Source organism: Pararhodobacter sp. (genome assembly GCF_036802785.1).
GTDB lineage: Bacteria > Pseudomonadota > Alphaproteobacteria > Rhodobacterales > Rhodobacteraceae > Pararhodobacter.
The window spans coordinates 22,815-46,502 of record NZ_DAIRVN010000006.1 but is presented as its reverse complement, the minus strand read 5'-3'; the positions used below and the strand labels follow the sequence as shown (position 1 = coordinate 46,502).

Annotated in this window: 26 protein-coding genes; 15 read left to right on the top strand and 11 right to left on the bottom strand. The window is 66.0% G+C overall.

Annotated features, from left to right (window positions below):
* Nucleotides 1–13 precede the first annotated feature (13 nt).
* Nucleotides 14–652, bottom strand: a complete 639-nt coding sequence (locus tag V7Q53_RS04150) for a ChrR family anti-sigma-E factor (RefSeq protein ID WP_333827133.1) — start codon at nucleotides 650–652, stop codon at nucleotides 14–16.
* Between the two features lie 13 nt (nucleotides 653–665).
* Nucleotides 666–1,316, bottom strand: coding sequence for a sigma-70 family RNA polymerase sigma factor (locus V7Q53_RS04145; RefSeq protein WP_333827132.1), 651 nt, complete (start codon nucleotides 1,314–1,316; stop codon nucleotides 666–668).
* Between the two features lie 121 nt (nucleotides 1,317–1,437).
* Between V7Q53_RS04145 and V7Q53_RS04140 the strand changes: the two genes are divergently transcribed.
* The 6 genes from V7Q53_RS04140 to V7Q53_RS04115 all read left to right on the top strand — a co-directional run bounded on the left by V7Q53_RS04140 (nucleotide 1,438) and on the right by V7Q53_RS04115 (nucleotide 6,608).
* Entirely contained in the window at nucleotides 1,438–2,736 is a 1,299-nt protein-coding gene (locus V7Q53_RS04140; protein ID WP_333827130.1) for an NAD(P)/FAD-dependent oxidoreductase, read from the top strand.
* A 97-nt stretch (nucleotides 2,737–2,833) separates the two neighbouring features.
* Nucleotides 2,834–3,595, top strand: a complete 762-nt coding sequence (locus tag V7Q53_RS04135; RefSeq protein ID WP_333827128.1) for a DUF1365 domain-containing protein — start codon at nucleotides 2,834–2,836, stop codon at nucleotides 3,593–3,595.
* Entirely contained in the window at nucleotides 3,592–4,863 is a 1,272-nt protein-coding gene (locus V7Q53_RS04130) for an MFS transporter (RefSeq protein WP_333827126.1), read from the top strand. The genes V7Q53_RS04135 and V7Q53_RS04130 overlap by 4 nt, the downstream gene beginning before the upstream one ends.
* Nucleotides 4,856–5,410 carry a DUF3833 domain-containing protein gene (locus V7Q53_RS04125; protein WP_333827125.1) on the top strand — a complete coding sequence of 185 codons (555 nt, stop codon included), beginning with the start codon at nucleotides 4,856–4,858 and terminating at the stop codon, nucleotides 5,408–5,410. Before V7Q53_RS04130 ends, V7Q53_RS04125 begins: the two co-directional genes overlap by 8 nt.
* Nucleotides 5,407–6,144, top strand: coding sequence for an SDR family NAD(P)-dependent oxidoreductase (locus tag V7Q53_RS04120; RefSeq protein ID WP_333827124.1), 738 nt, complete (start codon nucleotides 5,407–5,409; stop codon nucleotides 6,142–6,144). Before V7Q53_RS04125 ends, V7Q53_RS04120 begins: the two co-directional genes overlap by 4 nt.
* A gap of 140 nt (nucleotides 6,145–6,284) precedes the next feature.
* Entirely contained in the window at nucleotides 6,285–6,608 is a 324-nt protein-coding gene (locus tag V7Q53_RS04115) for a DUF3775 domain-containing protein (protein WP_333827123.1), read from the top strand.
* A 150-nt stretch (nucleotides 6,609–6,758) separates the two neighbouring features.
* Here the strand turns inward: V7Q53_RS04115 and zapE are convergent, their stop codons facing one another.
* Nucleotides 6,759–7,835 carry a cell division protein ZapE gene (gene zapE, locus V7Q53_RS04110; protein WP_333827122.1) on the bottom strand — a complete coding sequence of 359 codons (1,077 nt, stop codon included), beginning with the start codon at nucleotides 7,833–7,835 and terminating at the stop codon, nucleotides 6,759–6,761.
* A 141-nt stretch (nucleotides 7,836–7,976) separates the two neighbouring features.
* Between zapE and sseA the strand changes: the two genes are divergently transcribed.
* Genes sseA through V7Q53_RS04095 form a run of 3 tightly spaced genes read left to right on the top strand, consistent with a single transcriptional unit; the run spans nucleotide 7,977 to nucleotide 10,591 of the window.
* On the top strand, nucleotides 7,977–8,825 hold the full coding sequence (gene sseA, locus V7Q53_RS04105) for a 3-mercaptopyruvate sulfurtransferase (protein WP_333827121.1): 849 nt from the start codon (nucleotides 7,977–7,979) through the stop codon (nucleotides 8,823–8,825).
* Between the two features lie 3 nt (nucleotides 8,826–8,828).
* Nucleotides 8,829–9,395 (top strand): GNAT family N-acetyltransferase, encoded by a 567-nt coding sequence (locus V7Q53_RS04100; protein ID WP_333827120.1) that lies wholly within the window; start codon nucleotides 8,829–8,831, stop codon nucleotides 9,393–9,395.
* Between the two features lie 11 nt (nucleotides 9,396–9,406).
* On the top strand, nucleotides 9,407–10,591 hold the full coding sequence (locus tag V7Q53_RS04095; RefSeq protein WP_333827118.1) for an amino acid aminotransferase: 1,185 nt from the start codon (nucleotides 9,407–9,409) through the stop codon (nucleotides 10,589–10,591).
* 230 nt (nucleotides 10,592–10,821) lie between these two features.
* Here V7Q53_RS04095 and V7Q53_RS04090 read toward each other — a convergent pair whose 3' ends face one another.
* On the bottom strand, nucleotides 10,822–11,682 hold the full coding sequence (locus V7Q53_RS04090) for a ChaN family lipoprotein (RefSeq protein WP_333827117.1): 861 nt from the start codon (nucleotides 11,680–11,682) through the stop codon (nucleotides 10,822–10,824).
* Nucleotides 11,679–12,557 (bottom strand): RNA polymerase factor sigma-32, encoded by an 879-nt coding sequence (locus V7Q53_RS04085; protein ID WP_333827115.1) that lies wholly within the window; start codon nucleotides 12,555–12,557, stop codon nucleotides 11,679–11,681. Before V7Q53_RS04085 ends, V7Q53_RS04090 begins: the two co-directional genes overlap by 4 nt.
* Nucleotides 12,558–12,702: 145 nt before the next feature.
* Here V7Q53_RS04085 and V7Q53_RS04080 point away from each other — a divergent pair, with 145 nt between their 5' ends.
* The gene (locus V7Q53_RS04080) at nucleotides 12,703–13,599 is read left to right on the top strand and encodes a glutathione S-transferase (protein WP_333827114.1); all 897 of its coding nucleotides are present in this window, start codon (nucleotides 12,703–12,705) and stop codon (nucleotides 13,597–13,599) included.
* On the opposite strand, the gene queG is transcribed toward V7Q53_RS04080, so the two are convergent.
* The 3 genes from queG to mtgA all read right to left on the bottom strand — a co-directional run bounded on the left by queG (nucleotide 13,582) and on the right by mtgA (nucleotide 16,157).
* Nucleotides 13,582–14,619: a tRNA epoxyqueuosine(34) reductase QueG gene (gene queG, locus V7Q53_RS04075; RefSeq protein ID WP_333827113.1), complete on the bottom strand. Its 1,038-nt coding sequence runs from the start codon at nucleotides 14,617–14,619 to the stop codon at nucleotides 13,582–13,584. The two genes, V7Q53_RS04080 and queG, sit on opposite strands and share 18 nt — an antisense overlap.
* A gap of 84 nt (nucleotides 14,620–14,703) precedes the next feature.
* Complete coding sequence (fzlA, locus tag V7Q53_RS04070; protein WP_333827112.1) at nucleotides 14,704–15,369, bottom strand: FtsZ-binding protein FzlA; 666 nt, start codon at nucleotides 15,367–15,369, stop codon at nucleotides 14,704–14,706.
* 56 nt (nucleotides 15,370–15,425) lie between these two features.
* A complete protein-coding gene (gene mtgA, locus V7Q53_RS04065; RefSeq protein WP_333827111.1) occupies nucleotides 15,426–16,157 on the bottom strand; it encodes a monofunctional biosynthetic peptidoglycan transglycosylase in 732 nt (243 codons plus the stop codon).
* A gap of 136 nt (nucleotides 16,158–16,293) precedes the next feature.
* Between mtgA and V7Q53_RS04060 the strand changes: the two genes are divergently transcribed.
* From V7Q53_RS04060 to V7Q53_RS04040, 5 genes are all read left to right on the top strand, one after another.
* Nucleotides 16,294–16,578, top strand: coding sequence for a hypothetical protein (locus V7Q53_RS04060; protein WP_333827110.1), 285 nt, complete (start codon nucleotides 16,294–16,296; stop codon nucleotides 16,576–16,578).
* Nucleotides 16,579–16,628: 50 nt separating this feature from the next.
* Complete coding sequence (locus V7Q53_RS04055; protein ID WP_442954409.1) at nucleotides 16,629–17,243, top strand: glutathione S-transferase family protein; 615 nt, start codon at nucleotides 16,629–16,631, stop codon at nucleotides 17,241–17,243.
* 346 nt (nucleotides 17,244–17,589) lie between these two features.
* The gene (petA, locus tag V7Q53_RS04050; RefSeq protein WP_333827109.1) at nucleotides 17,590–18,150 is read left to right on the top strand and encodes a ubiquinol-cytochrome c reductase iron-sulfur subunit; all 561 of its coding nucleotides are present in this window, start codon (nucleotides 17,590–17,592) and stop codon (nucleotides 18,148–18,150) included.
* An 11-nt stretch (nucleotides 18,151–18,161) separates the two neighbouring features.
* The gene (gene petB / locus V7Q53_RS04045) at nucleotides 18,162–19,508 is read left to right on the top strand and encodes a cytochrome b (RefSeq protein WP_333827108.1); all 1,347 of its coding nucleotides are present in this window, start codon (nucleotides 18,162–18,164) and stop codon (nucleotides 19,506–19,508) included.
* Nucleotides 19,509–19,530: 22 nt separating this feature from the next.
* Nucleotides 19,531–20,319, top strand: a complete 789-nt coding sequence (locus V7Q53_RS04040) for a cytochrome c1 (RefSeq protein WP_333827107.1) — start codon at nucleotides 19,531–19,533, stop codon at nucleotides 20,317–20,319.
* 89 nt (nucleotides 20,320–20,408) lie between these two features.
* Here V7Q53_RS04040 and V7Q53_RS04035 read toward each other — a convergent pair whose 3' ends face one another.
* The 3 genes from V7Q53_RS04035 to thiB are packed head-to-tail and all read right to left on the bottom strand — an operon-like array spanning nucleotide 20,409 to nucleotide 23,671.
* Nucleotides 20,409–21,113, bottom strand: a complete 705-nt coding sequence (locus V7Q53_RS04035) for a thiamine ABC transporter ATP-binding protein (protein WP_333827105.1) — start codon at nucleotides 21,111–21,113, stop codon at nucleotides 20,409–20,411.
* Nucleotides 21,100–22,695 carry a thiamine/thiamine pyrophosphate ABC transporter permease ThiP gene (locus V7Q53_RS04030; RefSeq protein ID WP_333827104.1) on the bottom strand — a complete coding sequence of 532 codons (1,596 nt, stop codon included), beginning with the start codon at nucleotides 22,693–22,695 and terminating at the stop codon, nucleotides 21,100–21,102. Before V7Q53_RS04030 ends, V7Q53_RS04035 begins: the two co-directional genes overlap by 14 nt.
* On the bottom strand, nucleotides 22,679–23,671 hold the full coding sequence (gene thiB, locus V7Q53_RS04025) for a thiamine ABC transporter substrate binding subunit (protein WP_333827103.1): 993 nt from the start codon (nucleotides 23,669–23,671) through the stop codon (nucleotides 22,679–22,681). The genes V7Q53_RS04030 and thiB overlap by 17 nt, the downstream gene beginning before the upstream one ends.
* Nucleotides 23,672–23,688 lie beyond the last annotated feature (17 nt).

The following is a 23,688-nucleotide window of genomic DNA, read 5'->3' as shown; positions in this document are numbered from 1 at the left end:
GGGGCCAAGCGCCTCAGATCTTGAGGAAGGGCTGCAACAGGCGCGGTATGAAGCTGTTGAACCGCAGCGGCGCGTCGGTCACGGCCAGACAGATGCAGTCTGCGCCGGGTTCAGCGATCGGCGTATGTTCCAGCTCTTCGGAAGCAATCTCGATATCGCCGGGGCCAAAGCGGTCCACCTCGTCACGGAAGGCGCCTTGCAGCACCAGCGTCAGCTCCATTCCCCGGTGGCCATGATCGGGCACGGCCATGCCGGCGGGAATGTACAGCAGCCGCGCCGAGGCATCGCGCGCGGTGGGCAATATCGCCTGACGCACGCCGCCGCCCACCGCCCGCCAGCGCACGGCCTCGACATCGCCGCCCACATAGTCGCGCAGCGGCGCGGGGAAGACGCCCGCGCGGGGCTTTGGCGCGGGCGGCGGTGGCGGGGCCTGACGGATACGCGCCATTACCTGCGCCAGACTGTCCGCGCCCATCCCTGCTTCCGGCAGCGCGCCCAGCAGCGCCCCGCCCACGGCATCAAAGCTTTCGAGCCGCGCCCGGCATTCGTCGCACATCGAAATATGCGTGGCCACGATCAGGCTGAACGCCTCGGGCAGTTGCCCGGCGCTGTAGCCCATCAGAAGCGCGTCATTGAGGTGGTGGCGGATCATCGCAGTCTAACCTTCACGTCATGGCCTGGCGCAGCTTTTCCAGCGCCAGACGGATGCGGGACTTGATCGTGCCAAGCGGCAGGCCGGTTATCTTGGCAATCTCGCCATGCGACAGATCGCCGAAATAGGCCTGTTCGATCAGCGCCCGCTGATTCTCGGGCAGACGGGCAAGCGCCACGCCCAGTTTCTTGCTCTCCTGTTGCAGCGCCAGCGCGTCGGCCTGATCAGGCTCCGGCTCAGGCCCCCAGGGCAGGTCCTCGGGCTCAACCCGCCGGGCCTTGCGCAGCGCGTCGATGCGGCGGTTGCGGGCGATGGTGAAAATCCAGGTCGCCACGCTGGCGCGCGACGGGTCAAAGAGATGCGCCTTGTGCCACAGCGTCGCCATGACATCCTGCGCACATTCCTCGGCCAGCGCGGCACCGGCCCCTGACTTCATCAGGAAACCCTTTACCCGTGGTGCGAAATGGGCGAAGATCTCGGCAAAGGCCGCTTCATCGCGCTTTTGCGCCACACGCAATATCTGCGCCACCCATTCTCCCTGTGCCTCTTCGGCCTGCGACACTTCCCGCACCCTTCCGGTCTGCAGCACACCCCCGGCCCCCGTCGGACCAGGTGGCGGCAGCTGCCGCTTTGTTATCGGGCTTTCGTCAAGCAACTGCAACATGAGCGGTTTACGTGCCCCACCCGGCACCGGATCAGTCGCAGCGCGAAAAAACCTCTGCAGCCAATGTAATCCGTTATGCCCCGCCCGGCGTATTCCCTTTCAAACACCCAAGGAGCCGCCCATGCCGTTCGAAAGCCCCAGCCTGCACCCCCGCCGCATTGCTGTCATCGGAGGGGGCATTTCCGGCATGGGTGCGGCCTGGCTTCTGGCGCCGGGCAACCGGGTGACGCTGATCGAGGCCGCGCCGAAGCTGGGCGGGCATGCGCGCACCGTCATCGCCGGAAAAAGGGGCGATCAGCCGGTCGATACGGGCTTTATTGTCTTCAATCAGGCCAATTACCCCAACCTGACCGCGATGTTTGACCAGTTGGGTGTGGAAACGGTCAGAAGCAACATGAGCTTCGGGGCATCGTTTGATGACGGGGCCTGCGAATACAACCTGAACTCGCTCGATCAGCTGTTCGCCAGCCGCCGCAATCTGGCCGACCCGCGCTTTCTGCGGATGATCAGCGATATCCTGCGCTTCAACAAACGCGCGCTCAGCGTGGCCGATGATCCGGCGATGACCATCGGTGATCTGATGGACCGGCTGCGCATGGGCCGCTGGTTCCGTGAGCGGTATCTGCAACCCTTCTCGGGGGCGATCTGGTCAACGCCCAAGGACCAGATCATGCGGTTTCCCGCCCGCGCCATGATCCGCTTCTTTGAGAATCATGCGCTTCTTGGCTATCAGGGGCAGCATCAGTGGTTCACGGTCAAAGGGGGCTCTGTGGAATATGTGCGCAGGCTCTCGGACGATCTGACGGCGCGCGGCGTCGATATCCGCACCAGCGCGCCGGTGGCGGCGGTGCGGCGGCTTGCTGGTGGGGTGGAGGTAAAGCTGCACGGCGCCGGGTGGGAGGGATTTGACGAGGTGGTTTTTGCCACCCATTCCGATGACACGCTGGCGATGCTTGCCGACCCCTCGGGCGAAGAGCGCGCGGCGCTGGGGGCGGTGGGCTATCAGGACAACCACGCGGTGCTGCATGCCGATGCCTCGGTCATGCCGAAGCGGCGCAAATGCTGGGCAAGCTGGACCTATACCGAACATGCGCCCGCTGACCGGGAGCGCATCAGCCTGAGCTACTGGATGAATTCGTTGCAGCCGATCCCGGCCTATGACCTGCATATCGTCACGCTGAACGCGACACGACCGATCCGGGAAGAGCTGATCTACGACAGCCACACCTTCCGTCACCCGGTGTTCGACCTTGCGGCCTTTGCCGCGCAGGACCGGATCCGCGCTTTCAACGGCAGCCGCAACAGCTGGTTCTGCGGCGCATGGATGCGCAACGGCTTCCATGAAGACGGCTTTGCCTCGGCGGTGGATGTGGTGCAGGCGATGGCTGAGCGGGCCCGGCGGGTCGGGGTGGCGGCATGATCCATGCCGCGCCCGTTTGCGCTGTCGGCCACGCGGTTTCGAAACCGCGTGAAGGCGCGCTCACGCGCCTTGGCCCCCTGCACACCGGGCGCACCCTATGAGTTGCCTTGATCATGTCGCCGGGCACACGTTCCACGCCCGCAAGGGCGCGCTCGCCAACCGTTTCACCTATGGCGTCGATTATCTGCTGATTGACGCCGAAGCGCCCCTCGCCCGCCCCCCTGCCATTTTCGCGCGCAACCGCGCCGCGCTCTTCTCGCTGCATGACCGCGACCATGGCGGCATGCGCGGCGCGGGTGAGGGCGCTGTCTGGGCGCGCCGGGTTCTGGCGCAGGCCGGGCTGGCGCAGGCCGATGGCCGCCTTCTGCTGCTCGCCCAGCCGCGTATTCTCGGCCATGTGTTCAACCCGGTCGCCTTCTGGCTTTGCTTCGGGCGCGACGGCACGATGCGCGCCGTCATCGCCGAGGTGAACAACACCTTCGGTGATCGCCACTGCTATCTGTGCCACCACGAAGACCAGCGCCCGATCACAGCTGCCGATGAGCTGACCGCCAGCAAGATTTTCCATGTCTCGCCCTTTCAGCCCATCGCGGGCGGTTACCGTTTCCGGTTCGATATCACGAGGGACAAGGTGAATATCCGCATTGATTTCGGCCATGAGGCTGGCGGGCTGATCGCCACCCTGACCGGCCCGCGCCGCCCGGCGACCAGCCTTGGCCTGCTGGGTGCGATGCTGCGCCGGCCTTTCGGGTCGCGCCGGGTGCTGGCGCTGATTCACTGGCAGGCGCTCAAGCTCTGGTGGAAAGGCGCGCGCTTCCATCCGCATACCGCGCCCCCGGCTGACGAGGTCTCCCGATGATCCGGCTCGGTCTTGGCCGCTCCACCCACCCCGCTGCGTGGGGGGCCTTTGCCGCGATGCTCGCCATGGCGGGGCTGCCCATTTATATCCATGCGCCGAAATTCTATGTCGATGAATATGGCACCAGCCTTGCGGCGCTGGGGGTGATGCTGTTCGCGCTCAGGCTGCTGGATTTTGTGCAGGACCCGGTGCTGGGCTGGCTGGCGCATGCCACTGCCGCGCATCGCCGGGCGATGGTGGCGGGCGCGGGCGCGGTGATGGCAGTGTCGATGCTGGGCCTTTTCGCCGTGCCGCCGCCCATCGCCCCGCTGGCGTGGTTCGCCCTCACCCTCACCGGGCTTTTCAGCGCGTTCAGCTTTCTGACCATCTGCTTTTATGCGCAGGGCGTGACCAAGGGCGAAACCATGGGCGAAAACGGCCATATCCGCCTTGCCGCCTGGCGCGAGGCCGGGGCGCTGCTGGGCGTCTGCGCCGCCGCCGCCGCACCGACGCTGCTGGCGCTTGGCCCCAACCCGCCGTTTGAAGCCTTCGCCATCCTGTTCGCGGCCTTCACCATGGGTGCGCTCTGGCTGATGCGCGATGCCTTCACCGCGCAGACAAACACCGCGCAGGCCACAACCGCGCCCCCGGCCCTCAACGGCTTTGGCATCGTGTTGCGCGACCGGGTGGCGCGGCGCCTGCTGATTGTGGCGCTGCTCAATGCTGCCCCCGTCGCGGTCAGCTCCACGCTGTTTCTGTTCTTTGTCGAATCGCGCCTGCAGGCCCCGGGACAGGAGGGGCCGCTGCTGCTGCTGTTTTTCCTGTCGGCGGCGGCGGCGCCCCTCTGGGCAAAGGCCGCGCGCCGCTATGGCGCAAAGCCCGCGCTGCTTTGCGGGATGGCTCTGGCGATTGCGGCCTTTGCCCTGACCGGCTTTCTGGGCCCAGGCGACACCACGGCCTTTGCCCTGATCTGCATCGCCACCGGCGCGGCGTTGGGGGCTGACCTGACGCTGCTGTCGGCCCTGTTCGCGCGGCGCATGGCGCAGGTGCTGCCCGATGCCAGCACCGGCTTTGCGCTCTGGGCTTTTGTCTCCAAAGCAACGCTGGCACTGGCCGCCATCACCGTGCTGCCCCTGTTGCAATGGCAGGGCTTCACCGGGCCGCAAAGCCCGCCACAGGCACTGCTGACCCTGGGCCTGCTCTACGCAGCGCTGCCCTGCGCGCTGAAACTTCTTGCCATCGCCACTCTGGCCACCACCCCGCTTGAAAGTGACCCCCACCATGGCTGAACCCCTTGCGCTGATCCTTGCCCTGATCCTGCTGGCACTGGGGGTGCTGAAATGGCGCACGGGTTTCATGGCCCAGCGCCCGGCGGATTACAGCGGCACCGTACCCGCCGCCGATATCCGCCAGCACCTGAGCGGGCCGCTGCACTGCGAAGGCGTCATCTATGGCCCCACCGGGCGGGTGACCTCACGCTTTACCGCGCAGATGGAAGGGCGCTGGAACGGCAACCGCGGCACGCTGGATGAGCATTTCCACTACGCGGGCGGCAACCGGCAAGACCGCCAGTGGCGGCTGACGCTGGGCAATGACGGCACCATCCGCGCCGAGGCCGACGACCTGATCGGCACCGGCACCGGCCAGCAGGAAGGCGCCAGCGTTCATCTGCGCTACCGTATCCGCCTGCCTGAACATGCGGGCGGCTGGGCGCTGGATGTGACCGACTGGATGTATGTCATGGAAAACGGCACCATCATCAACCGCAGCCAGTTCCGCAAATTCGGCATCAAGGTTGCCGAACTGGTCGCCACAATGCGCCAGGCCGGGGCATGAGAAACTGGCAGGGCAAACGCTACTGGCTGGTCGGCGCCTCGGAAGGGCTGGGCCGGGCACTGGCCGCGCATCTCAGCCGCGCCGGGGTCGAGCTGGTTCTGAGCGCGCGCAGCCGCGAGCGGCTGGAGGATCTGGCCGAGACCCTGCCGGGCCGCGCGCTGGTGGTGCCGGTCGATGTGCGCGACATGGCCTCGGTGCGCGAAGCAGCGCATGCGGCGGGGGCGGTGGACGGCGTTGTCTATCTGGCCGGGGTCTATTGGCCGCAGGCCGCGCAGGCATGGGACACCGATCAGGTCGAGGCGATGTGCGACATCAATTTCACCGGCGCCGCGCGGGTCATGGGTGCGGTGGTGCCCGCGATGGTGGAGCGTGGAGGCGGGCATCTGGTGCTGACCGGCTCGCTGGCCGGGTTCCGCGGCCTGCCCGGCGCGATCGGCTATGGTGCCTCCAAGGCCGGGCTGATGCATCTGGCTGAAAGCATGCGGGCCGATCTGCATGGAACGGGGGTTGAGGTGCAACTGGTCAATCCCGGCTTCATCCAGACCCGGCTTACCCGGAAAAACAGCTTCAACATGCCGTTCATCATGACGCCCGAGGCCGCCGCCACCGAGATTTTCGACCATATGGGCACCGGGCGGTTCCGCAAGAGCTTTCCGATGGTGTTTTCATGGGTCTTCCGGCTGTCGCGCTTTCTGCCCGAGACGGTCTATCAGCGGCTTTTTGCCAGAGGCTGAACGCGGCAACCCCTTGAATCGGCGCATATCCGGGCGCAAGCCGGGCCTGCACCCCTGCCCGCCCTCCATACGCGCCGCGCCGGTTTCCCTTGCCAAAACGGCGGGCAAAGGCGACACTTCCCCATAGCAAGGAGTCGCCCATGCGCCCCGAGATCAGCATCAAGAAGGTGGTTCACATCATCTTTCAGGCCCGCGAAGCCAACCGCGAGGGCGAGGTTCACGCCTTTATCGATTCGCTCAACGAGGATGAGAAGGCACATCTGGTGGCTGTCGCCTGGGTCGGACGCGGCGCATTCGAGCCAGAGGATTACAGCGAGGCACTGGCAACCGCCTTTGCCGAAGCGACAACCCCCACCGCCGATTACCTGTTGGGCATGCCGCATCTGTCGGAGAACCTTGAATCCGGGCTGGAGGCGCTGGATATCGACGTGACCGAGGCCGAGGAAGACTTCTTCGACCGCTGAACCTGCCGAAATGACGGAAACAGGCTCCCCGTCCGGTGTGGTATCAGGGGGCAAAGGGAGCTTTGCCCCCTCTGGGCCTGCGGCCCATTCACCCCCGCGTATTTTTGGCAAGATGAATGGGCCCCGGCACCCGCCATTCTGAAGAAGGTGTCAGACGCCCCAGTCGGCGCCCTGCATCTCGCGCAGGCGGCTGGCGGTGCGTCCGAACTCGAATGCGCCGGCCCCCTCGCTGTAAAGCCCTTCCGGCGCCTCTGCCGCGCTGGCGATCAGGCGTACACGGCCCTCGTAGAGGGCATCCACCAGCGTCACGAATCGCTTGGCCTCGTTATAATTGGCGGCGGACAGGCGCGGGATATCCTCCAGCATCAGCACCCGGACGGCGCCCGCGATCGCCAGATAATCCGCAGGCCCCAGCGGCTGGCCGCAGATGTCCCAGAACCCGGCGCGCGCCACGCCGTTGTGATGGCGCGGCAGGGTCACGTCCCTGCCCTGCACCCGCAACACCAGCGGCGCGCCCGGGTCATGCCCGGTCAGCTCATCCCACAGCTTGTCGATCTGCGTGCGCGCCTCCCCGTCAGCCGGAGAGAAATAGACCTGCGCGCCCGTCAGCCGGTGCTGGCGGTAATCTGTCTCGCTCTCCAGCTCAATCACCTGCATGCGCTGGTGCAAGAGCTCGATAAAGGGAAGGAACACGGCCCGGTTCAGACCGTCTTTGTAAAGATCATCGGGCGGGCGGTTCGAGGTGGTGACGATCACCACCCCCGCATCCATCAGCATCTGGAACAACCGCCCCACGATCATCGCATCCGTGATGTCGGTGATCTGCATCTCATCAAAGGCCAGAAGCCGCACCTCGGCGATCACCGCCGCCGCAACAGGGGCGAGCGCATCACTGACCCCGGTCTTGCGCGCCGCATGCATCCCGGCGTGGATTTCCTGCATGAAGGCATGAAAATGCACCCGCCGCTTGGCCTTGATGGCCGTGGCATCGGCGAAGAAATCCATCAGCATCGACTTGCCGCGCCCCACCCCGCCCCACAGATAAAGCCCCTTTGGCGCGGGCGGCGGGCGCCTGAAAACCGTATCCAGAAGGCCGCGTTTCTGCGGGGTTTCCGCCCAGTCGCGCAGGGCATCGAGGGCGGGAAGAACCGCACGCTGCGCGGCGTCAGGGCGGATTGCGCCTGCGGCCACGCGTTGATCATAAAGCTGGGTCAGGGTCTGGCGCATACCCCACTCCATACTGCGCCTTTTTGCCGGGTTGAACCGCAATTCTTTCGCCCGGTTCCGCCACCGCCCCGCCAGCCCGCTCTTGCCTGTTGCCCCCCCGCCTTGTAACGGTTGGGCAACCGTTCTGACTGGGAGCCACCGATGGCCGATGACCCCAAGACCCTCGTTTCCACCGAATGGCTTGCCGCGCATCTGGGCGACCCCGATCTGCGGGTGCTGGACGGTTCATGGTACATGCCCGATTCCGGCCGCGATGCGCGCGCAGAATATGAGGCGGGCCATATCCCCGGCGCGCGCTATTTCGATATCGACGAGATATCCGACCAGCGCTCCTCCTTGCCGCATATGGCCCCGCCGCCGGAGAAATTCATCAGCCGGATGCGGGCGCTGGGTGTGGGCGACGGGCATCAGGTGGTGGTCTATGACGGCATGGGGATCTTTTCGGCGGCGCGCGTCTGGTGGCTGTTCAAGCTGATGGGCAAGACCGATGTGGCGGTGCTGGACGGCGGCCTGCCGAAATGGAAGGCAGAAAACCATCCGCTGGAAGATATGCCCCCCGTGGTGCGCGACCGCCACATCACCGTGCAGCGCCAGTCGCATCTGGTGCGCGACGTGGCGCAGGTGGCCGCCGCCTCCAAGCTGAAGGACTGGCAGATCCTTGATGCCCGCGCCGCCGCGCGGTTCAGGGGCGAGGTGCCAGAGCCCCGGCCCGGCCTGCGCGCCGGTCATATTCCGGGTTCAATGAACCTGCCGTTCATGGAGTTGCTCAACGCCGACGGCACGATGAAAGACCTGCCCGCCCTCCAAGCGGCGTTCGAGGGGGCGGGCATTGATCTGGCCAGGCCGGTGATCACCACCTGCGGTTCCGGCGTGACGGCGGCAGTGCTCAGTCTGGCGCTGGAGCGGCTGGGCCACAACCGGCATGCGCTTTATGATGGGTCATGGTCGGAATGGGGCATGTATCCTGATCTGGCTGTCGAGAAGGGCTGAGCGATGTTCGCCTTCAAGGCTGGCGACAAGGTCGACTACCGTGTGACCTGGCTTGAAATGACCACGCGGCCCGCTTTTGGCTGGCCACGCCTGCCCGTGGGCCGTGAGGGGATGCTGCTGAAGGCCGAAACCCCGCCGCGCTGGTATTTTCTGTCACTCTACGATGCCGTGGGCCGCGATTATGCCTGGACCGAAAAGCATGAAATGTCGCCCGAAGCCCTGACGCAGTGGCTGCATGACCCGGCCATCTCGCTGCATACGCTGATGGCACAGGGCTGGCCACAGGGCTTCTTCATGCTGGATACGCGCGAGGAAGGGGTCTGCGATCTGGCCTATTTCGGCCTCGTCCCCGAGGCGGTGGGGCGCGGGCTGGGAAGCTGGCTTCTGCAGACCGCGATCCTGACCGGCTGGGCGCTGCCCGGCGTTGAGCGCCTGACCGTCAACACCTGCACCTTGGATCACCCGCGCGCGCTTGGCCAGTATCAGCGCTTCGGGTTTGAGCCGGTGCGCACCGAAACACGGTCTGCGGTGCTGACGCAGGACCAGATCTTTCTCCAACCCCTGCTCTGAGAGGGCATCCGATGTTCAACAATCTCACCCCGCCCCCTCCTGATGCGATCCTGAAGGTGATGCAGCAGTTCCGTGACGATCCGCGCAGCGACAAGGTCGATCTGGGGGTCGGCGTGTACCGCGATGCCACGGGGGTGACGCCGGTGATGCGGGCGGTCAAGGCCGCCGAGGCACATCTGGTCGCAACGCAGGACAGCAAGGGCTATGTCGCCATGGCCGGGGATACGGCCTTTCACAGCGCGATGGCCGCGCTGGTGCTGGGCGGTGTGGTTGGGGCTGAGCGGATTGCGGCGGCCGCAGCAACCGGGGGCACCGGCGCCGTGCGTCAGGCAATGGAGCTGATCCATACTGCCAACCCGCAGGCGCGCGTCTGGATCAGCCAGCCCACCTGGCCCAACCACCCCGCGCTGGCCGAGGCGGCAGGCTTGGAATGGCGGCCTTACCGCTACTATGACGCGGAAAACGGCGGTATCGACCGCGCGGGCATGATGGCTGACCTTGACGGCGCACGGGAGGGCGATGTGATCCTGCTGCATGGCTGCTGCCACAATCCCACCGGCGCCGATTTCACCGAATCCGACTGGGCTGATATAGCCGCCTTTCTGGAGCGTCGCGGGCTGATCCCCTTCGTCGATATCGCCTATCAGGGCTTTGGCGATGGCGTCGATGCCGACGCCGCGGGCCTGCGCCATCTGGCCGCGCGCCTGCCCCGGCTGATGATCGCAGGTTCGGCGGCCAAGAACTTCGGCCTCTATCGTGAGCGGGCGGGGATCTACATGGTGGTCTGCCCCCCTGCCGAGCGCGATACGACACAGGCAATGATGGCCTGGCTCAACCGCTCCAGCACCGGCTTCCCGCCCGATCACGGGGCGCGGGTGGTGACGACCATCCTGAATGACCCCATGATGAAGGATCAGTGGCTTCAGGAACTGGCTGAAATGCGCGCGCGGGTGAACGGGCTGCGCGCGGCGCTGGCGACGGCACTGCGCAAGGAGACCGGGTCGGACAGATTCGGGTTTCTGGGCGCGCAGAAAGGGATGTTCTCACTCCTTGGCGGCACCGATGCCCAGATCGCCCGCCTGCGCGAGGAATTCGGCCTCTATCTGGTCGGCGGTGGACGGATGAACATCGCCGGGCTGAAAGAGGATACGGTTGACCGGGTGGCAGCGGGCATTGCCCGGGTGCTCAACGACTGACGCCACGCATGTCGAAACCGGGCAGGGGGGCTTTCTGCCCCCCACGCCGCTACGCGGCTCCCCCCGAGGATACTTTCAGACAGAAAATGAAGCGCAGCCCTCCCTTCATCTTGCCACAAATACGCTGGGGGTGAATGGCCGCAGGCCAGAGGGGGCAAAGCCCCCTGCTTTTGATCAAGGGTCGGAACAGCCACCGCGTGGCGAGGGATGGAAACGCCCCTCGAAGCGCATCAGCGCAGGCCTTCACAAGGGTCAGGGCGCGACGTCGGTTCGGTGACTATCCAGAAGTCATAGGGCGCATTCTCAGCCGGCCCCTCCTCCATCTGACCAAGCGATACCACCCCCGGCGCCGCAGGGGCCCGGCGCAGATAGGCCGGGATGCCGATATCAACGCGCGCATGCCCGGTGCCCGCGATCACCACCACCGGCCCGCCTGTCTCTGCCCAGGCTTCAAGCGCGACATGCGCCAGCGCCGCGTCGCGCAGCCGCTGTGCCGCAACCATACCGGGCAGCAGGTGTTCGGGCAGCGCATCGCAATGGGCGGCGGCCTGACCGGCCTCGCGCGCGGCCTGATCTTCAGGTGAAAGGGGCTTTTCGAGCCCCAGCGTATCAGCTTCGGCCCCGAACAGGCTGGCAAAGACCCCGGCGGCGGCCTCATCAAACACCCGCCGCGCGGTCCCGCGCGGGACACCCCCGCCATAGACCGGCACATCGGGTGCGGCCAGCAGGATTGGATGGTACAGGCTGAAATCCGGCCAGCCGCTGTCATCCCAGCCAATGGCAGCGCCGACCGCCTGCGCATCACTGCGGTCCTGCGGCATGCGGGCGGCCTGCTCAGGGGTCAGCATTTCCCAGACGAGCGCGCGCGGGGCAAGCGCCGCCACGGCGCGCGCCTGATTGATGTGATGCACAGGGTTGTCATGCACCTCGCCCAGTATGACGATATCGGCCCGGGGCAGGGTATCCAGCGCCTCAGGGCTGAGCGGCTGGGCAAACGCGGGCCGGGCAAGCGTGAGAATGGCAAGCGCCGTGCACCATAGTGCCAGGGCGGCAATCATGAACGGCAGGCGGGGGCTGTTGTGCGGTGTCATGCCAACAGCTGATATACCTCGCGTGACTGGCTTTCCAGTGCCCGGCGCATCTTGCCAAAGGCGGCCGCCTCGATCTGGCGGATCCGCTCTTTCGAAAGGCCCAGCTCGTCGCCCAGCGATTCAAGGGTGCGCGGCTCGTCGCGCAGCTTGCGCTCCGCCACCACATAGCGCTCGCGCGCGCTCAGCGTGTCCATCGCCGCTTTCAGCCAGTTGCGCAGCGCGGCGCAGTCGTGGCGCTCTTCCACCGCCTCGGCGGCCTGAACGCCGTCATCTTCCAGCGTTTCGATCCATTCGCGCCCGTCCTCGTCACCCGATTGCTGGGCATTGAGCGACAGATCCGACCCCGAAAGCCGCCCGGTCATCATCTCCACATCCGCCAGCGGCACACCGATGGTCTGGGCGATGCGTTCCCGCAGCTGGTGACCATCCAGCTCTTCGCCCAGATCCTGTGCCTCGCGCTGCAACTGGGCCTGCACCCGGCGCAAGTTGAAGAACAGCGACTTCTGGCTTGAGGTGGAGCCCGTGCGCACCATCGACCAGTTGCGCATCACATACTCCTGCATCGAGGCCTTGATCCACCACACCGCATAGGTTGAGAAACGCACGCCGCGGTCAGGGTCGAATTTCTCGGCGGCCTTCATCAGGCCCAGCCCGGCCTCCTGAATAAGGTCATTCATCGGTGCGCCGTAGGAGCGGAATTTCGAGGCCATCGAGATGGCGAGGCGCATATAGGCGGTGATCAGCCGGTGCAGGGCAGCCTCATCGCGCTGGTCCCGCCAGGCATAGGCAAGCCTGCGTTCGGTTTCTGCATCCAGAAGCTCGGCGCGCATGACCGTGCGCGAGAAGCGTCGCATTTCGACTCCGTCAAGTGCCATGTCTTCTCTCCCGGTTTATAGAAGACTACGCAGCAGGGCGGTGATTGGTTCACCCAAGGTTCAGCTTTTCGAATGAATCACCGCACAATTGCTGATTTGTGGCGGCGCACGGGCTGCCGTATGATGGCCGAAACCGGAGGGCAGGATGGACTATCACCTTTGCATCGGCGATCGCGCCTATTCCAGCTGGTCGCTGCGCGGCTGGCTTCTGTTCGAGGCCTTCGGCCTGCACACCAGGGTCACGCTGGCCGAACTCTACAGCGATGATTTCGCGCGTATCCTCGCCGGTTTTGCCCCGGCGCGCACCGTTCCCGCGCTTCGCCTGCCCGATGAGGCGGGCGAGGGCGGGGTCGTGGTGGCCGAAAGCCTCGCCATTGCCGAAGAGCTCGCCAGCCGTCACCCGGATGCCGGGCACTGGCCCACCGACCCGCGCGCCCGCGCCGTGGGGCGCGCGCTGGCGGCGGAGATGCATGCCGGTTTCGCGCCCCTGCGCAGCCATTGCCCGATGAACCTGCGCGTCAGCTACGAAGATTGCGCGCCCCCGCAGGCGGTGCTGGATGACCTTGCGCGGCTTGCGGACCTTTGGCGCTGGGCGCGCGAAACCACCAAAAACACCACCGGCAACACCGGGCCCTGGCTTTGCGGGGAATACTCGGTGGCGGATGCCTTCTTTGCGCCGGTCGCCGCGCGGGTGGCAGGCTACAATCTGCCGATGCCGGACGATGCCATGGCCTATGTGGCTGCCCATCTGGCGCATGGCCCGTTCCGGCGCTGGCGCGCCATGGGGTTGGCTACGGGCCCCGACCAGCCCTTCTATCGCCGCGACTGGCCCACCCGTCCCTGGCCCGGGCCAGCCCCCCTGCCCGCAGAAATCTGCGATGGCCCGTCGGTGAACGCAGCCTGCCCCTATTCGGGCAGGCCGGTCACCCATTTCCTGCGGGTGCAGGGGCAGGTTCTGGGCTTTTGCAACCCGTTCTGCCGTGACAAGACACTGGCCGATGTCGCCGCCTGGCCGCAGGCCATGTCACTCCTGAAGGCGTGAAAGCGCCCAGTGCGCGGCCTCCGCCACCGTCGGGTCGGGGTCGCTGACAAGCGCGCGCGCCGCCCCGGCCAGCCGCGGCGCGCCCGAATTGCCGATTGCATAGAGGACATTGCGCACGAAACGGTTGCGTCCGATCCGCTTGATCGGCGAGCCTGAGAAACGCAGGCGGAACGCGGCATCGTCCAGCGCAGCCAGATCCGCCAGATCGGGCGCGACCAGATCATCGCGCGCGGCATATTTCGCCTCCGCCGCGGTGACGGCAAACTTGTTCCACGGGCAGACCGCCAGACAATCGTCGCACCCATAAATGCGGTTGCCCATCTTGCCGCGCAGCTCTTCCGGCACCGGGCCATGATGTTCGATGGTCAGATAGGAAATGCAGCGCCGCGCATCCAGCTGGAAGGGCGCGGGAAAGGCATTGGTCGGGCAGATGTCCAGACAGGCAGTGCAGGAGCCGCAGTTTTCACGCGCGGGGGCATCGGGCGGCAGCGCATGGGTGGTGAACAGCGCGCCCAGAAAGAACCAGTTGCCCAGATCGCGCGACAGAAGGTTGGTGTGCTTTCCCTGCCAGCCCAGCCCGGCCGCCGCCGCCAGCGGCTTTTCCATCACCGGCGCGGTATCAGTGAACACCTTGATCTCGCCGCCCGCCTGATCGATCAGCCAGCGCCCCAGCCGCTTCAGCCGTTTCTTGAGCACATCATGATAATCGCGCCCCATGGCATAGACCGACAGCGCCGCCCGGTCGCGTTTCTCCAGCAGTTCCAGCGGGTTGAAGGCGGGGGTATAGGGCTCTGCCAGCATAATGACCGTGCGCGCCTCGGGCCATAGCACCGCCGGATCGCCGCGCCAGTGCATCCGCTCGGCCATCCAGCCCATCTGGCCATGCCGCCCCTTCGCCACAAATGCGCCCAGCCGCCCAGCCGCCAGCGGTATCGCATCGGGCCGCACCACGCCCATCGCGGCGAACCCCTCGGCGCGCGCCTGTGCGGCCAGCGCCGCTTTCAGCGCCGCGCTGTCCATGGGCTCTCATCTTGCCAGAAATACGCGCGGGGGGTGAGGCGCGCAGCGCCGAGGGGGGCAAAAAGCCCCCCTTCCCGGCCGGTCTCAGAAATCAAGGTCGGCATAGTGGCGCGCGGCGGGAAAGCCCGGCACCTGATCGGCCAGAAGCGGGCGGAACGCCGGGCGTGACTTGATCTTGGCATACCATTCGCGCACGCCGGGGGTGCGGTCCCAGTCGACATCGGCGATGTAGTCGAGGCAGGACAGATGCGCGGCGGCGGCAAAATCGGCCAAGGTCATCTCGTTTCCGGCCAGCCAGCGGCGGTGCTCCAGCAGCCAGCCCATGTAATCGAGATGGAACTTGATACGCTGCGCCCCGGCCTTGATCTTCTGCGAATCCGGATAGCCCTTGCCCGTCAGCTTCTTGTTCACCCGCTCATAAAGCAGGTTCGCAGTGACCTCATGGTGAAACTTGTCGTCGAACCAGGAACAGAGGCGGCGCATCTCGTAGCGGGCGGCGGCATCCTTGGGGACCAGCGGCGGGTTGGGGTGCAGATCGTCGATATATTCGCAGATCGCCTGGCTTTCGGCCAGCATCCGGCCTTCAAGGCGCAGCACCGGCACCTTGCCTGCCGGGTTGCGGCGCAGGAAGTCGCTGCTCGCTTCCCAGTACCGCTCTTCCACCAGCTCCACCTCGATACGCTTTTCGCCCAGCGTCAGGCGAACCTTCCGGCAGAACGGTGAGAGGGGCATGTGAAAGAGGCGCAGCATGGGCAGATCGGACCTTCGGTTGGCAGCCCCCCTCATGCCTGCTGGGCGCGAAAAGTTCAACCGTCGAAACAGGCCGCCCGGCCATCGCGCCGGATCGTGGCGGCCCCGTCGGCGATCGAATTGGCCCGGCGCGAGACAAAATCCGACGGGCGCGCGGCATTCCGGCTTTGCGGCGCGGGCAGGACAGCGGCCAGCAGCCCCGCCTGACGCGCCGTCAGATCAGCGGCGGAGCGGTTGAAATAGTGCCGGGCGGCAGCCTCCACGCCGAAGACCCCGGTGTCGAACTCGGCGATATTCAGATAGACCTCAAGAATGCGCTGCTTGCTCCACAGCGTTTCCACCACCGGGGTCAGCATCGCCTCCAGCGCCTTGCGCGCCCAGCTGCGGCCATGCCAGAGGAACACGTTCTTCACCACCTGCTGGCTGATCGTCGAGGCCCCGCGCCCGGCGCCCGCATCAAGTGCGGCGCGGATCGCGGCCATGTCAAAGCCCCAGTGCTGGCAGAAATTGGCATCCTCGGCCGCGACGGCGGAACGGGCCATGACCGGCGCGATGCGCGTCATCGGCACCCATTCATAGCGGATATCGCCCAGCCTGCGCGATTCCTGCCACATATAGACCCCACCCGGCGGGTCCACGAAGCGATACAGCGCCACCCAGGCCAACATCAGCGCCAAGGCCCCCACAAGCCCCAGTACAAGCCAGCGCAGCACACGCCGGACCGCGTGGGCAAGCCGGTCAAACAGACCGGGGCGCGGCCGGGCGCGGGATTTGCGTGCTTTCGCCATGGCCGCCAGAGAAATCACGCCCGGCCCTGTGCGGTCAAGCGCCCTCTGTTCCGTCAAGCGCCTTGCGCGTCTGTGAGTAGACAGCGGCCCCGGCTGCGCATAGCGTGTGCGCCAATGGCTTGTCCGGAGGTTTGTCATGCCCCTGCCCCTTGTTCCCCTTGCCGGTGCCGCGCTGAAGTACGGCGGTGTCGCGCTGGCCGCTTGGCTGGTGACGCGCGCCGTTGCCCCCGCGCGCATCGACCAGCGCGCCGAAGATGCGCTTGATGCCATGCCCGAGGGTCTGGGCATTCGCCGTCCGCGTGACCGCGACCAGTCCAACGCCACCGGCCGGCTGTCCCGTCAGGTGAAGTTGCCCGGAATGGCGCGCCCCGTTGAAATTGACGCCGCCTTCTACGCCCGCCTGCGCACCCGCAAAGTCTGACAGGCTGACAGCCCAAATCTGATGGCACATAAAAATCTGAGGGACAGAATATGCTGACACTCCATCAAAGCCCCGCCTCGCCTTTCGTGCGCAAGGTTGTGGTGCTGCTGCACGAAACGGGCCAGTTGGGCGAGGTCACGCTGAAACAGGCCACCGGCACCCCGCTTGAACCCGGCTCTCTGCCGGTCGATATCAACCCGCTGGGCAAGATCCCCACGCTGGAACGCCCTGACGGCTGCACGCTTTATGACAGCCGGGTGATCTGCCGCTATCTGGCCGAACGCGCGCCCAAAGGCCCGCGCCTTTACCCCGAGGCCCCCCGCCTGTGGGAGGTGCTGACGCTGGAAGCCACCGCCGAGGGTATTCTGGATGCGGCCGTGGGCATGCGTTATGAAGTCGCACTCCGCCCCGAAGAGCGGCAATCGTCCGAGTGGCTGGAAGCCCAGTGGGCCAAGATCGCCCGCAGCCTTGACGCGCTGGAAAGCCGCTGGATGGGGCATCTGGCAGGGCCGCTGTGCATGGGGCAGATCGCCACAGGCTGCGCGCTGGGGTATCTTGATTTCCGCCATGATGCCCGCAACTGGCGCCAGGGCCGCCCCGCGCTGGCCGACTGGCAGGCGCGATTCGCCGAGCGCCCGTCGATGAAAGCCACCGTTCCGGGCTGACCCCGCCCTTCCCGCACGGCCTGCCGGGCGAGCGATCCGCCTGCAGACCCGGCAGCCACTGGTTGCGAAGACGGGTCTGCTTCCGCCCCGGTGCAAGGGCAGCGCATCACCGGCGCACTGCTGACGCATGCCCGGGTCACGCTCAGCGCATGCTCTTCGCGCGGGCAGCGCCGGGCGCACCCAGGCCCCTGACGCCTGCAAATGGGCACAGGTGCGGCGTTTTTGCCCCAATTCGCGGCTGGACGGAGCGTGAAATCGTCGCTAAACACCCGGCTTGGAGGCTGCAGTATCTGCGGCTCGTTTCGGCTATGCCGCCGAACCCATGACCTTGAAATGGAGAATGCTCGTGTCCCACGCAGACGACAACGCAGGCACTCGCCGGGATTTTCTGTATTACGCGACCGCCGGTGCCGGTGCTGTCGCCGCAGGGGCAGCGGTGTGGCCGCTGGTCAATCAGATGAACCCGTCGGCCGATGTGCAGGCCCTGTCCTCAATCTTCGTTGATGTCAGCGATGTCCAGATCGGCGCCCAGCTGACGGTGAACTTTCTTGGCAAGCCGGTCTTCATCCGCCGACGCACGCCCGAAGAGATCGCTGAAGCACGCGCTGTCCAGTTGAGCGATCTGATGGATACCGACTCGCAGAACCCCAACCGCCCCGGCACGGACGCGAGCGACGCCAACCGCGCGCTGGACGAGGAAGGCGAGTGGCTGGTCATGACTGGCGTGTGCACCCATCTGGGTTGCGTACCGCTGGGCAATGGCGCGGGCGATTTCAATGGCTGGTTCTGCCCCTGCCATGGTTCGCACTACGACACCTCTGGCCGCATCCGCCGCGGGCCGGCACCGGAAAACCTTTGGATTCCGGTCGCCAGCTTCGTTGACGAAACCACAATCCAGCTCGGCTGAGGGAGAAGGCCATGTCCGGTATTCCGCACGACCATTACGAGCCGAAAACCAATGCCGAGAAGTGGCTTCACCGCCGTCTTCCCATTGTCGGGCTCCTCTACGACACCATCATGATCCCCACACCCAAGAACCTGAACTGGATGTGGATCTGGGGCATCGTCCTGATGTTCTGCCTTGTTCTGCAGATCATCACGGGCATCGTGCTGGTGATGCATTACACGCCGCATGCCGACATGGCCTTTGCCTCGGTCGAGCATATCATGCGCAACGTCAACGGCGGCTACATGCTGCGCTATCTGCACCAGAACGGCGCGATGCTGTTCTTTGCGGCCGTTTACCTTCATATCTTCCGTGGCCTGTACTACGGCAGCTACAAAACCCCGCGTGAGGTGACCTGGATCATCGGCATGCTGATCTACCTGGCGATGATGGCGACCGCCTTCATGGGCTATGTGCTTCCCTGGGGTCAGATGTCGTTCTGGGGCGCCACGGTGATCACCGGCCTGTTCGGTGCGATCCCCGGCATCGGTGACGCGCTGCAAGCCTGGCTGCTGGGCGGGCCCGCCGTGGGCAACCCCACGCTGAACCGCTTCTTCTCGCTGCATTATCTGCTGCCCTTCGTCATTCTGGGGCTGGTGATCGTGCACGTCTGGGCCTTCCATACCACCGGCAACAACAACCCCGCCGGTGTGGAGGTGCGCAAGGCCTCGAAAGAAGAGGCCGAGAAAGACACGCTGCCCTTCTGGCCTTACTTCGTGATCAAGGACGTGTTCGCGCTGGTCGTGGTGCTGCTGGTGTTCTGGATGATCGTGGGCTTCATGCCCAACTTCCTTGGCCACCCTGACAACTACATCGAGGCCAACCCGCTGGTCACGCCGTCGCATATCGTGCCCGAATGGTACTTCCTGCCGTTCTACGCGATCCTGCGTGCCTTCACCGCCGATGTCTGGGTGGTGATCGCGGTCGAATGGCTCAGCTTCGGGATCATTGACGCCAAGTTCTTCGGCGTGCTTGCGATGTTCGGTGCGATCTTCGTGATGGTGCTGGTGCCTTGGCTGGACACGTCCTCGGTTCGTTCGGGCCGCTACCGCCCGATGTTCAAATGGTACTTCTGGCTGCTGATCGTCGATTTCTTTGTCCTGATGTGGGCCGGTGCGATGCCGGCGGAAGAACCCTATGCAACCATCTCGCTGATCGCGACGGCCTACTGGTTCGCCTACTTCCTGGTGATCCTGCCGCTGCTGGGCGTGCTTGAAAAGCCGACGGTACCGCCTGCGACGATCGAGGAAGACTTCAAGATGACCGTCAGGAAGTCTGCCGGCAAGGGCGTCCCGCCCGAGCACATCCCGGCCGAGTGAGAGAAAGGAATAGAGTGATATCATGATCAGGAAACTTGCCCTCTCGGCCCTGACCGCCCTGTCGCTGGCCGCCTCTCCGGCGCTGGCGGCCGGGGGCCACGGCGAGATCACGGATTATTCCTTCTCGTTCGAAGGCCCGTTCGGCAGCTATGACCGGGCGCAGCTTCAGCGCGGTCTGCAGGTCTATACCGAGGTCTGCGCGGCCTGCCACGGCTTGCAGTACGTGCCCTTCCGCACGCTGACAGCGGAAACCGGCCCGGCACTGTCGCCCGATGCAATGCGCGCTTATGCCGCCAATTTCGAGGTTGTCGATTCCGATACCGGCGACTTCCGGCCTGCTGGCGGCCCGGACCACTTTCCGGGGTCGGGCATGGAAACCGCACCGGACCTGAGCCTGATGGCCAAGGCCCGCGTGGGCTTTTCCGGCCCCTACGGGCTGGGCATCAACCAGTTGATGCGCGGCATCGGCGGGCCTGAGTACATCGCCTCGTTCCTGGCCGGTTTCGATGGCCGCGAAGAGATGCAGGCGGGCACGATGTTCTATTTCAACACGGCCTATGACGGCTGGGTTTCGATGAACCCGGTGCTGTGGGAAGATGGTGTGGACTATGCCGATGGCACCCCCGCCACGATCGAACAGCAGGCACAGGACGTTGCCGCCTTCCTGATGTGGGCCGCCGAGCCGAAGCTGACCGAGCGCAAGAAATGGGGCTTTGTCGGCTCTGTCTTCCTCATTCTGCTGGGCTCGCTTCTGTATCTGACGAACAAGCGCCTCTGGGCGCCGGTCAAGAAGAAGGCCAAGGAGGCCTGAGGCCGCACCCTTTGCCACCCTTTGCCGGAAACGGATAACGCGCCCTTCGGGGCGCGTTTTTCATTGCCGGGTCGCTTTGACGGGAAGCGCTAGCCAGCCCGCGGGCCAAGATAGGCCGCCAGAACCGGGGGCGGGTTGGCCAGAAGCGCCTCGGTGGGCTCAGGCGGCGCCGCGCGGCCATCGGCCACCACCAGCGTCTGCGGGCAGATGCGCAGCGCGTCTGACGGTTCATGAGTGATCATCATAAGCGTCGCGCCCTGCTCAATGGCGATCCGGGCGACCAGATCAAGCATCTCGGCTCTCAGCGCGGGGCCAAGCGCGGCAAAGGGTTCATCCAGCAGGATCAGTGGCCGCGCGCGCAACAGCACCCGCGCCAGCGCCGCCCGGCTGATCTGCCCGCCCGACAGTTCTGCCGGGCGGCGCGCGGTAAGCTCCGCCAGCCCGGTCCGTTCCAGCGCCTGCGTTACCTGCGTGCGCTGCGCAGCGTTCAGCCGAAGCGACGGGTCGATACCCAGCGCGACATTGTCAAAGACGCTGAGATGCGGCAGCAGGTTGTTGTCCTGAAAGAGAATGCTGAGCGGGCGTCTGGCCGGGGGCAGCGCATCAATCCGCGCGCCCTGCCAGCGGATTTCCCCCTGCGTGAGCGGCACAAAACCGGCAATGGCCGCCAGCAGCGTTGTCTTCCCCGCCCCCGAGGGGCCGATCACGGCAACCCGCGCGCCCTGCGCAACCTGCAGTGTCGCACTGAGGCGAAAGTCGCCCTGCCGGATGACCAGCGCATCAAGTTCCAGCATGGCGTGGCTCCTTCCCGCCAATCAGGCGCTCCAGCAGGGTGAAAGCCGCCAACGACAGCACGAGCAGCAAAAGCGCGGCTCCGGCTGCGTCCTGCGTACGATAGGCGCCCATCAGGCGCTGAAGCTGCATCGGCAATGTCTCTCCCCCCGTCTGCGCGAAAAGCACGATCACCCCCAGATCACCCATGGACAGCGCAGCCCCCAGCCCCAGCGCAAACCCCGCCGGTCGCCGCAACCGGGGCCAGAGCACCAGCCGCAGATGCGCCCCCACCCCCAGCCCCAGCGAGGCCGAGAGGCGCGCATAATCGGCTTCCGCCCGGTGCAGCGCGGGCAGAACAGCGCGCAGGGCAAAGGGCAACGCCATGGCGGCATTGACCAGCGCGGTCACCGGCAGGGCAAGGCGCGCGGGGGCGATGAACGGAAAGGCCATGATGAACAGCCCCGTGCCGATCACCATGGGCGAGGCGACCAGCGCGCTCATCCCCACCCCTTCCAGCAGCGGGGCGGCACGGCGAGACCAGACCGCCGCAAGCGCCAGTGCAGCGGTGAAGACCGCCAGCAGGACGACCGACAGCGCCGCTACCTTGAGCGATTGCAGCGTCGCCATCCACACCGACGCGGGAAGCCCGGCCAGATGCGGCGCGCCCCGGAGCACGATCATCGCCAGCGGCAGCAGGAGAAACGCGGCGACCAGCGCAATGGCGATGCCATCCAGCAGCCGCGCCATGCCGCCGGGGGCGGCGGGGGCGTCACGGTCAAGCCCGGTCATCGCCATGCCCGGCAGCGTGAAACCCGCCAGCGCCAGCAATGCCGCAATGCCCAGCCCGGCCTGCACCAGCGCCAGAAGCGCCGCGCGGCCCAGATCAAAATCAAAGAGGAAGGCCTGATAGATCGCCAGTTCCAGCGTAGTGGCGCGGGGCCCGCCGCCCAGTGTCAGCGCCACCGCGAAAGAGGTCAGGCAGATCAGAAACACCACCGCCAAAGCGCCCGGCACCACGCGGGTCAGCATCGGCCCCTCGATGTGCCGCCACATCGCGCGGCGGCCAAAACCCAGCGACGCGGCGAGGCGCAGATGCTCGGCCGGAACGCGCGACCAGCCTTGCAGGATCAGCCGCGTGGCCAGCGGCAGGTTGAAGAACACATGCGCCAGCAACACGCCTTGCAGCCCATAGATGGAGACAGTGGGCAAACCGGCCCAGCCCAGCGCCTGATTGGCCAGCCCCCCGCGCCCGAAGACCGCCAGCAGCCCTGAAACCGCCACCAGCGTGGGCAGGATGAAGGGCGCGCCGGTCAGCACCACCAGCGCGCGCCGCCCGGCAAAGCGCCGCCGCGCCAGCGCGCGCGCCACCGGGATCGCCAGCGCCACCGAGATCAGCGCGGAAAGCGTGGCCTGCAACAGGGTGAAGCGCAGCGCCGCCCAGTCAGCTGGGCCGAACACCGCCGCCGCGGGCCCCGCGCGGCGATAGACCGCGCCCAGCGCCCCAAGGTTCAGCGCCAGCAGCACCGCCACGGCAAGCGCCGCCAGCCCCCAAAGCAGCGCAGGCGGGCGGTGTCGCCAGAGCGGATCAGCGCGCGAGGGCATTCCGCCATTCATCCAGCGCGCCGTCGCGCAGGGTGGCGGCCTCATCGGCGCTGAACAGAAGCGAGGTTTCCGGCTGGTGCAGCCCCTCGAACCCTTCGGGCAGCCCGTCTGCGGGCGTGACGGCGGGATACATCCAGTTGGTCGTTGCGACCACGGACTGGAATTCATCGGTCAGCATGAAGGCCAGAAACCGGCGCGCCAGTTCGGGCTGATCCGTGTCAGCGACCATGCCTGCCACCTCGATCTGCAGATAATGCCCTTCGTCGAACGGTGCGGCGGCCTTACTGTCATCCTCTTCGGCGATGATGTGATAGGCGGGTGAGGTGGTGTAGCTGAGCACCATATCGGCCTCGCCATCAAGGAACAGGCCATAGGCCTCGGACCAGCCGGAGGTGACGGTCAGAATGCGCGGTGCCAGCCCCTCCCAGATCGCGGCGGCCTCGTCGCCGTAAGCGGCCTTGACCCACATCAGCAGGCCCAGCCCCGGCGTGGAAGAGCGCGGATCCTGAATGATCACTCTGAGGTCGGAATCGATCAGCGCGCGGAAGCTGGTGGGCGGCGCGGGCGTGCGCGCGCGGTCATGGACAAAGGCAAACCAGCCCCAGTCAAAGGGCAGAAACACCGGGTCATCCCAGGTGACCGGCAGGTCCAGCGCGGCCTCGATGCCATGGGGTGCGAAAAGCCCGGTTTCCAGCGCGCGGGCGGTGAGATTGGTATCAAGCCCCAGCACGATATCGGCCTCGGTGCGCACACCTTCCAGCTGAAGCCGCGCCAGAAGTGCCGCGCCATCGCCGGTGGCAACCATGTTCAGCGTGCAGTCACAGACCGCCTCGAAAGCCTCGGTCACGGCGGGGCCGGGCCCCCATTCGCTGATGAAACTGTCATAGGTATAGACTGTCAGCACCGGGTTTTCGGCCTGCGCCGGGCCTGCCAGCGCGGCGCCAAGCAGGCCTGCGGAAAGTGTCAGGTAGCGCATGTCTCTTCCTCCTTTTG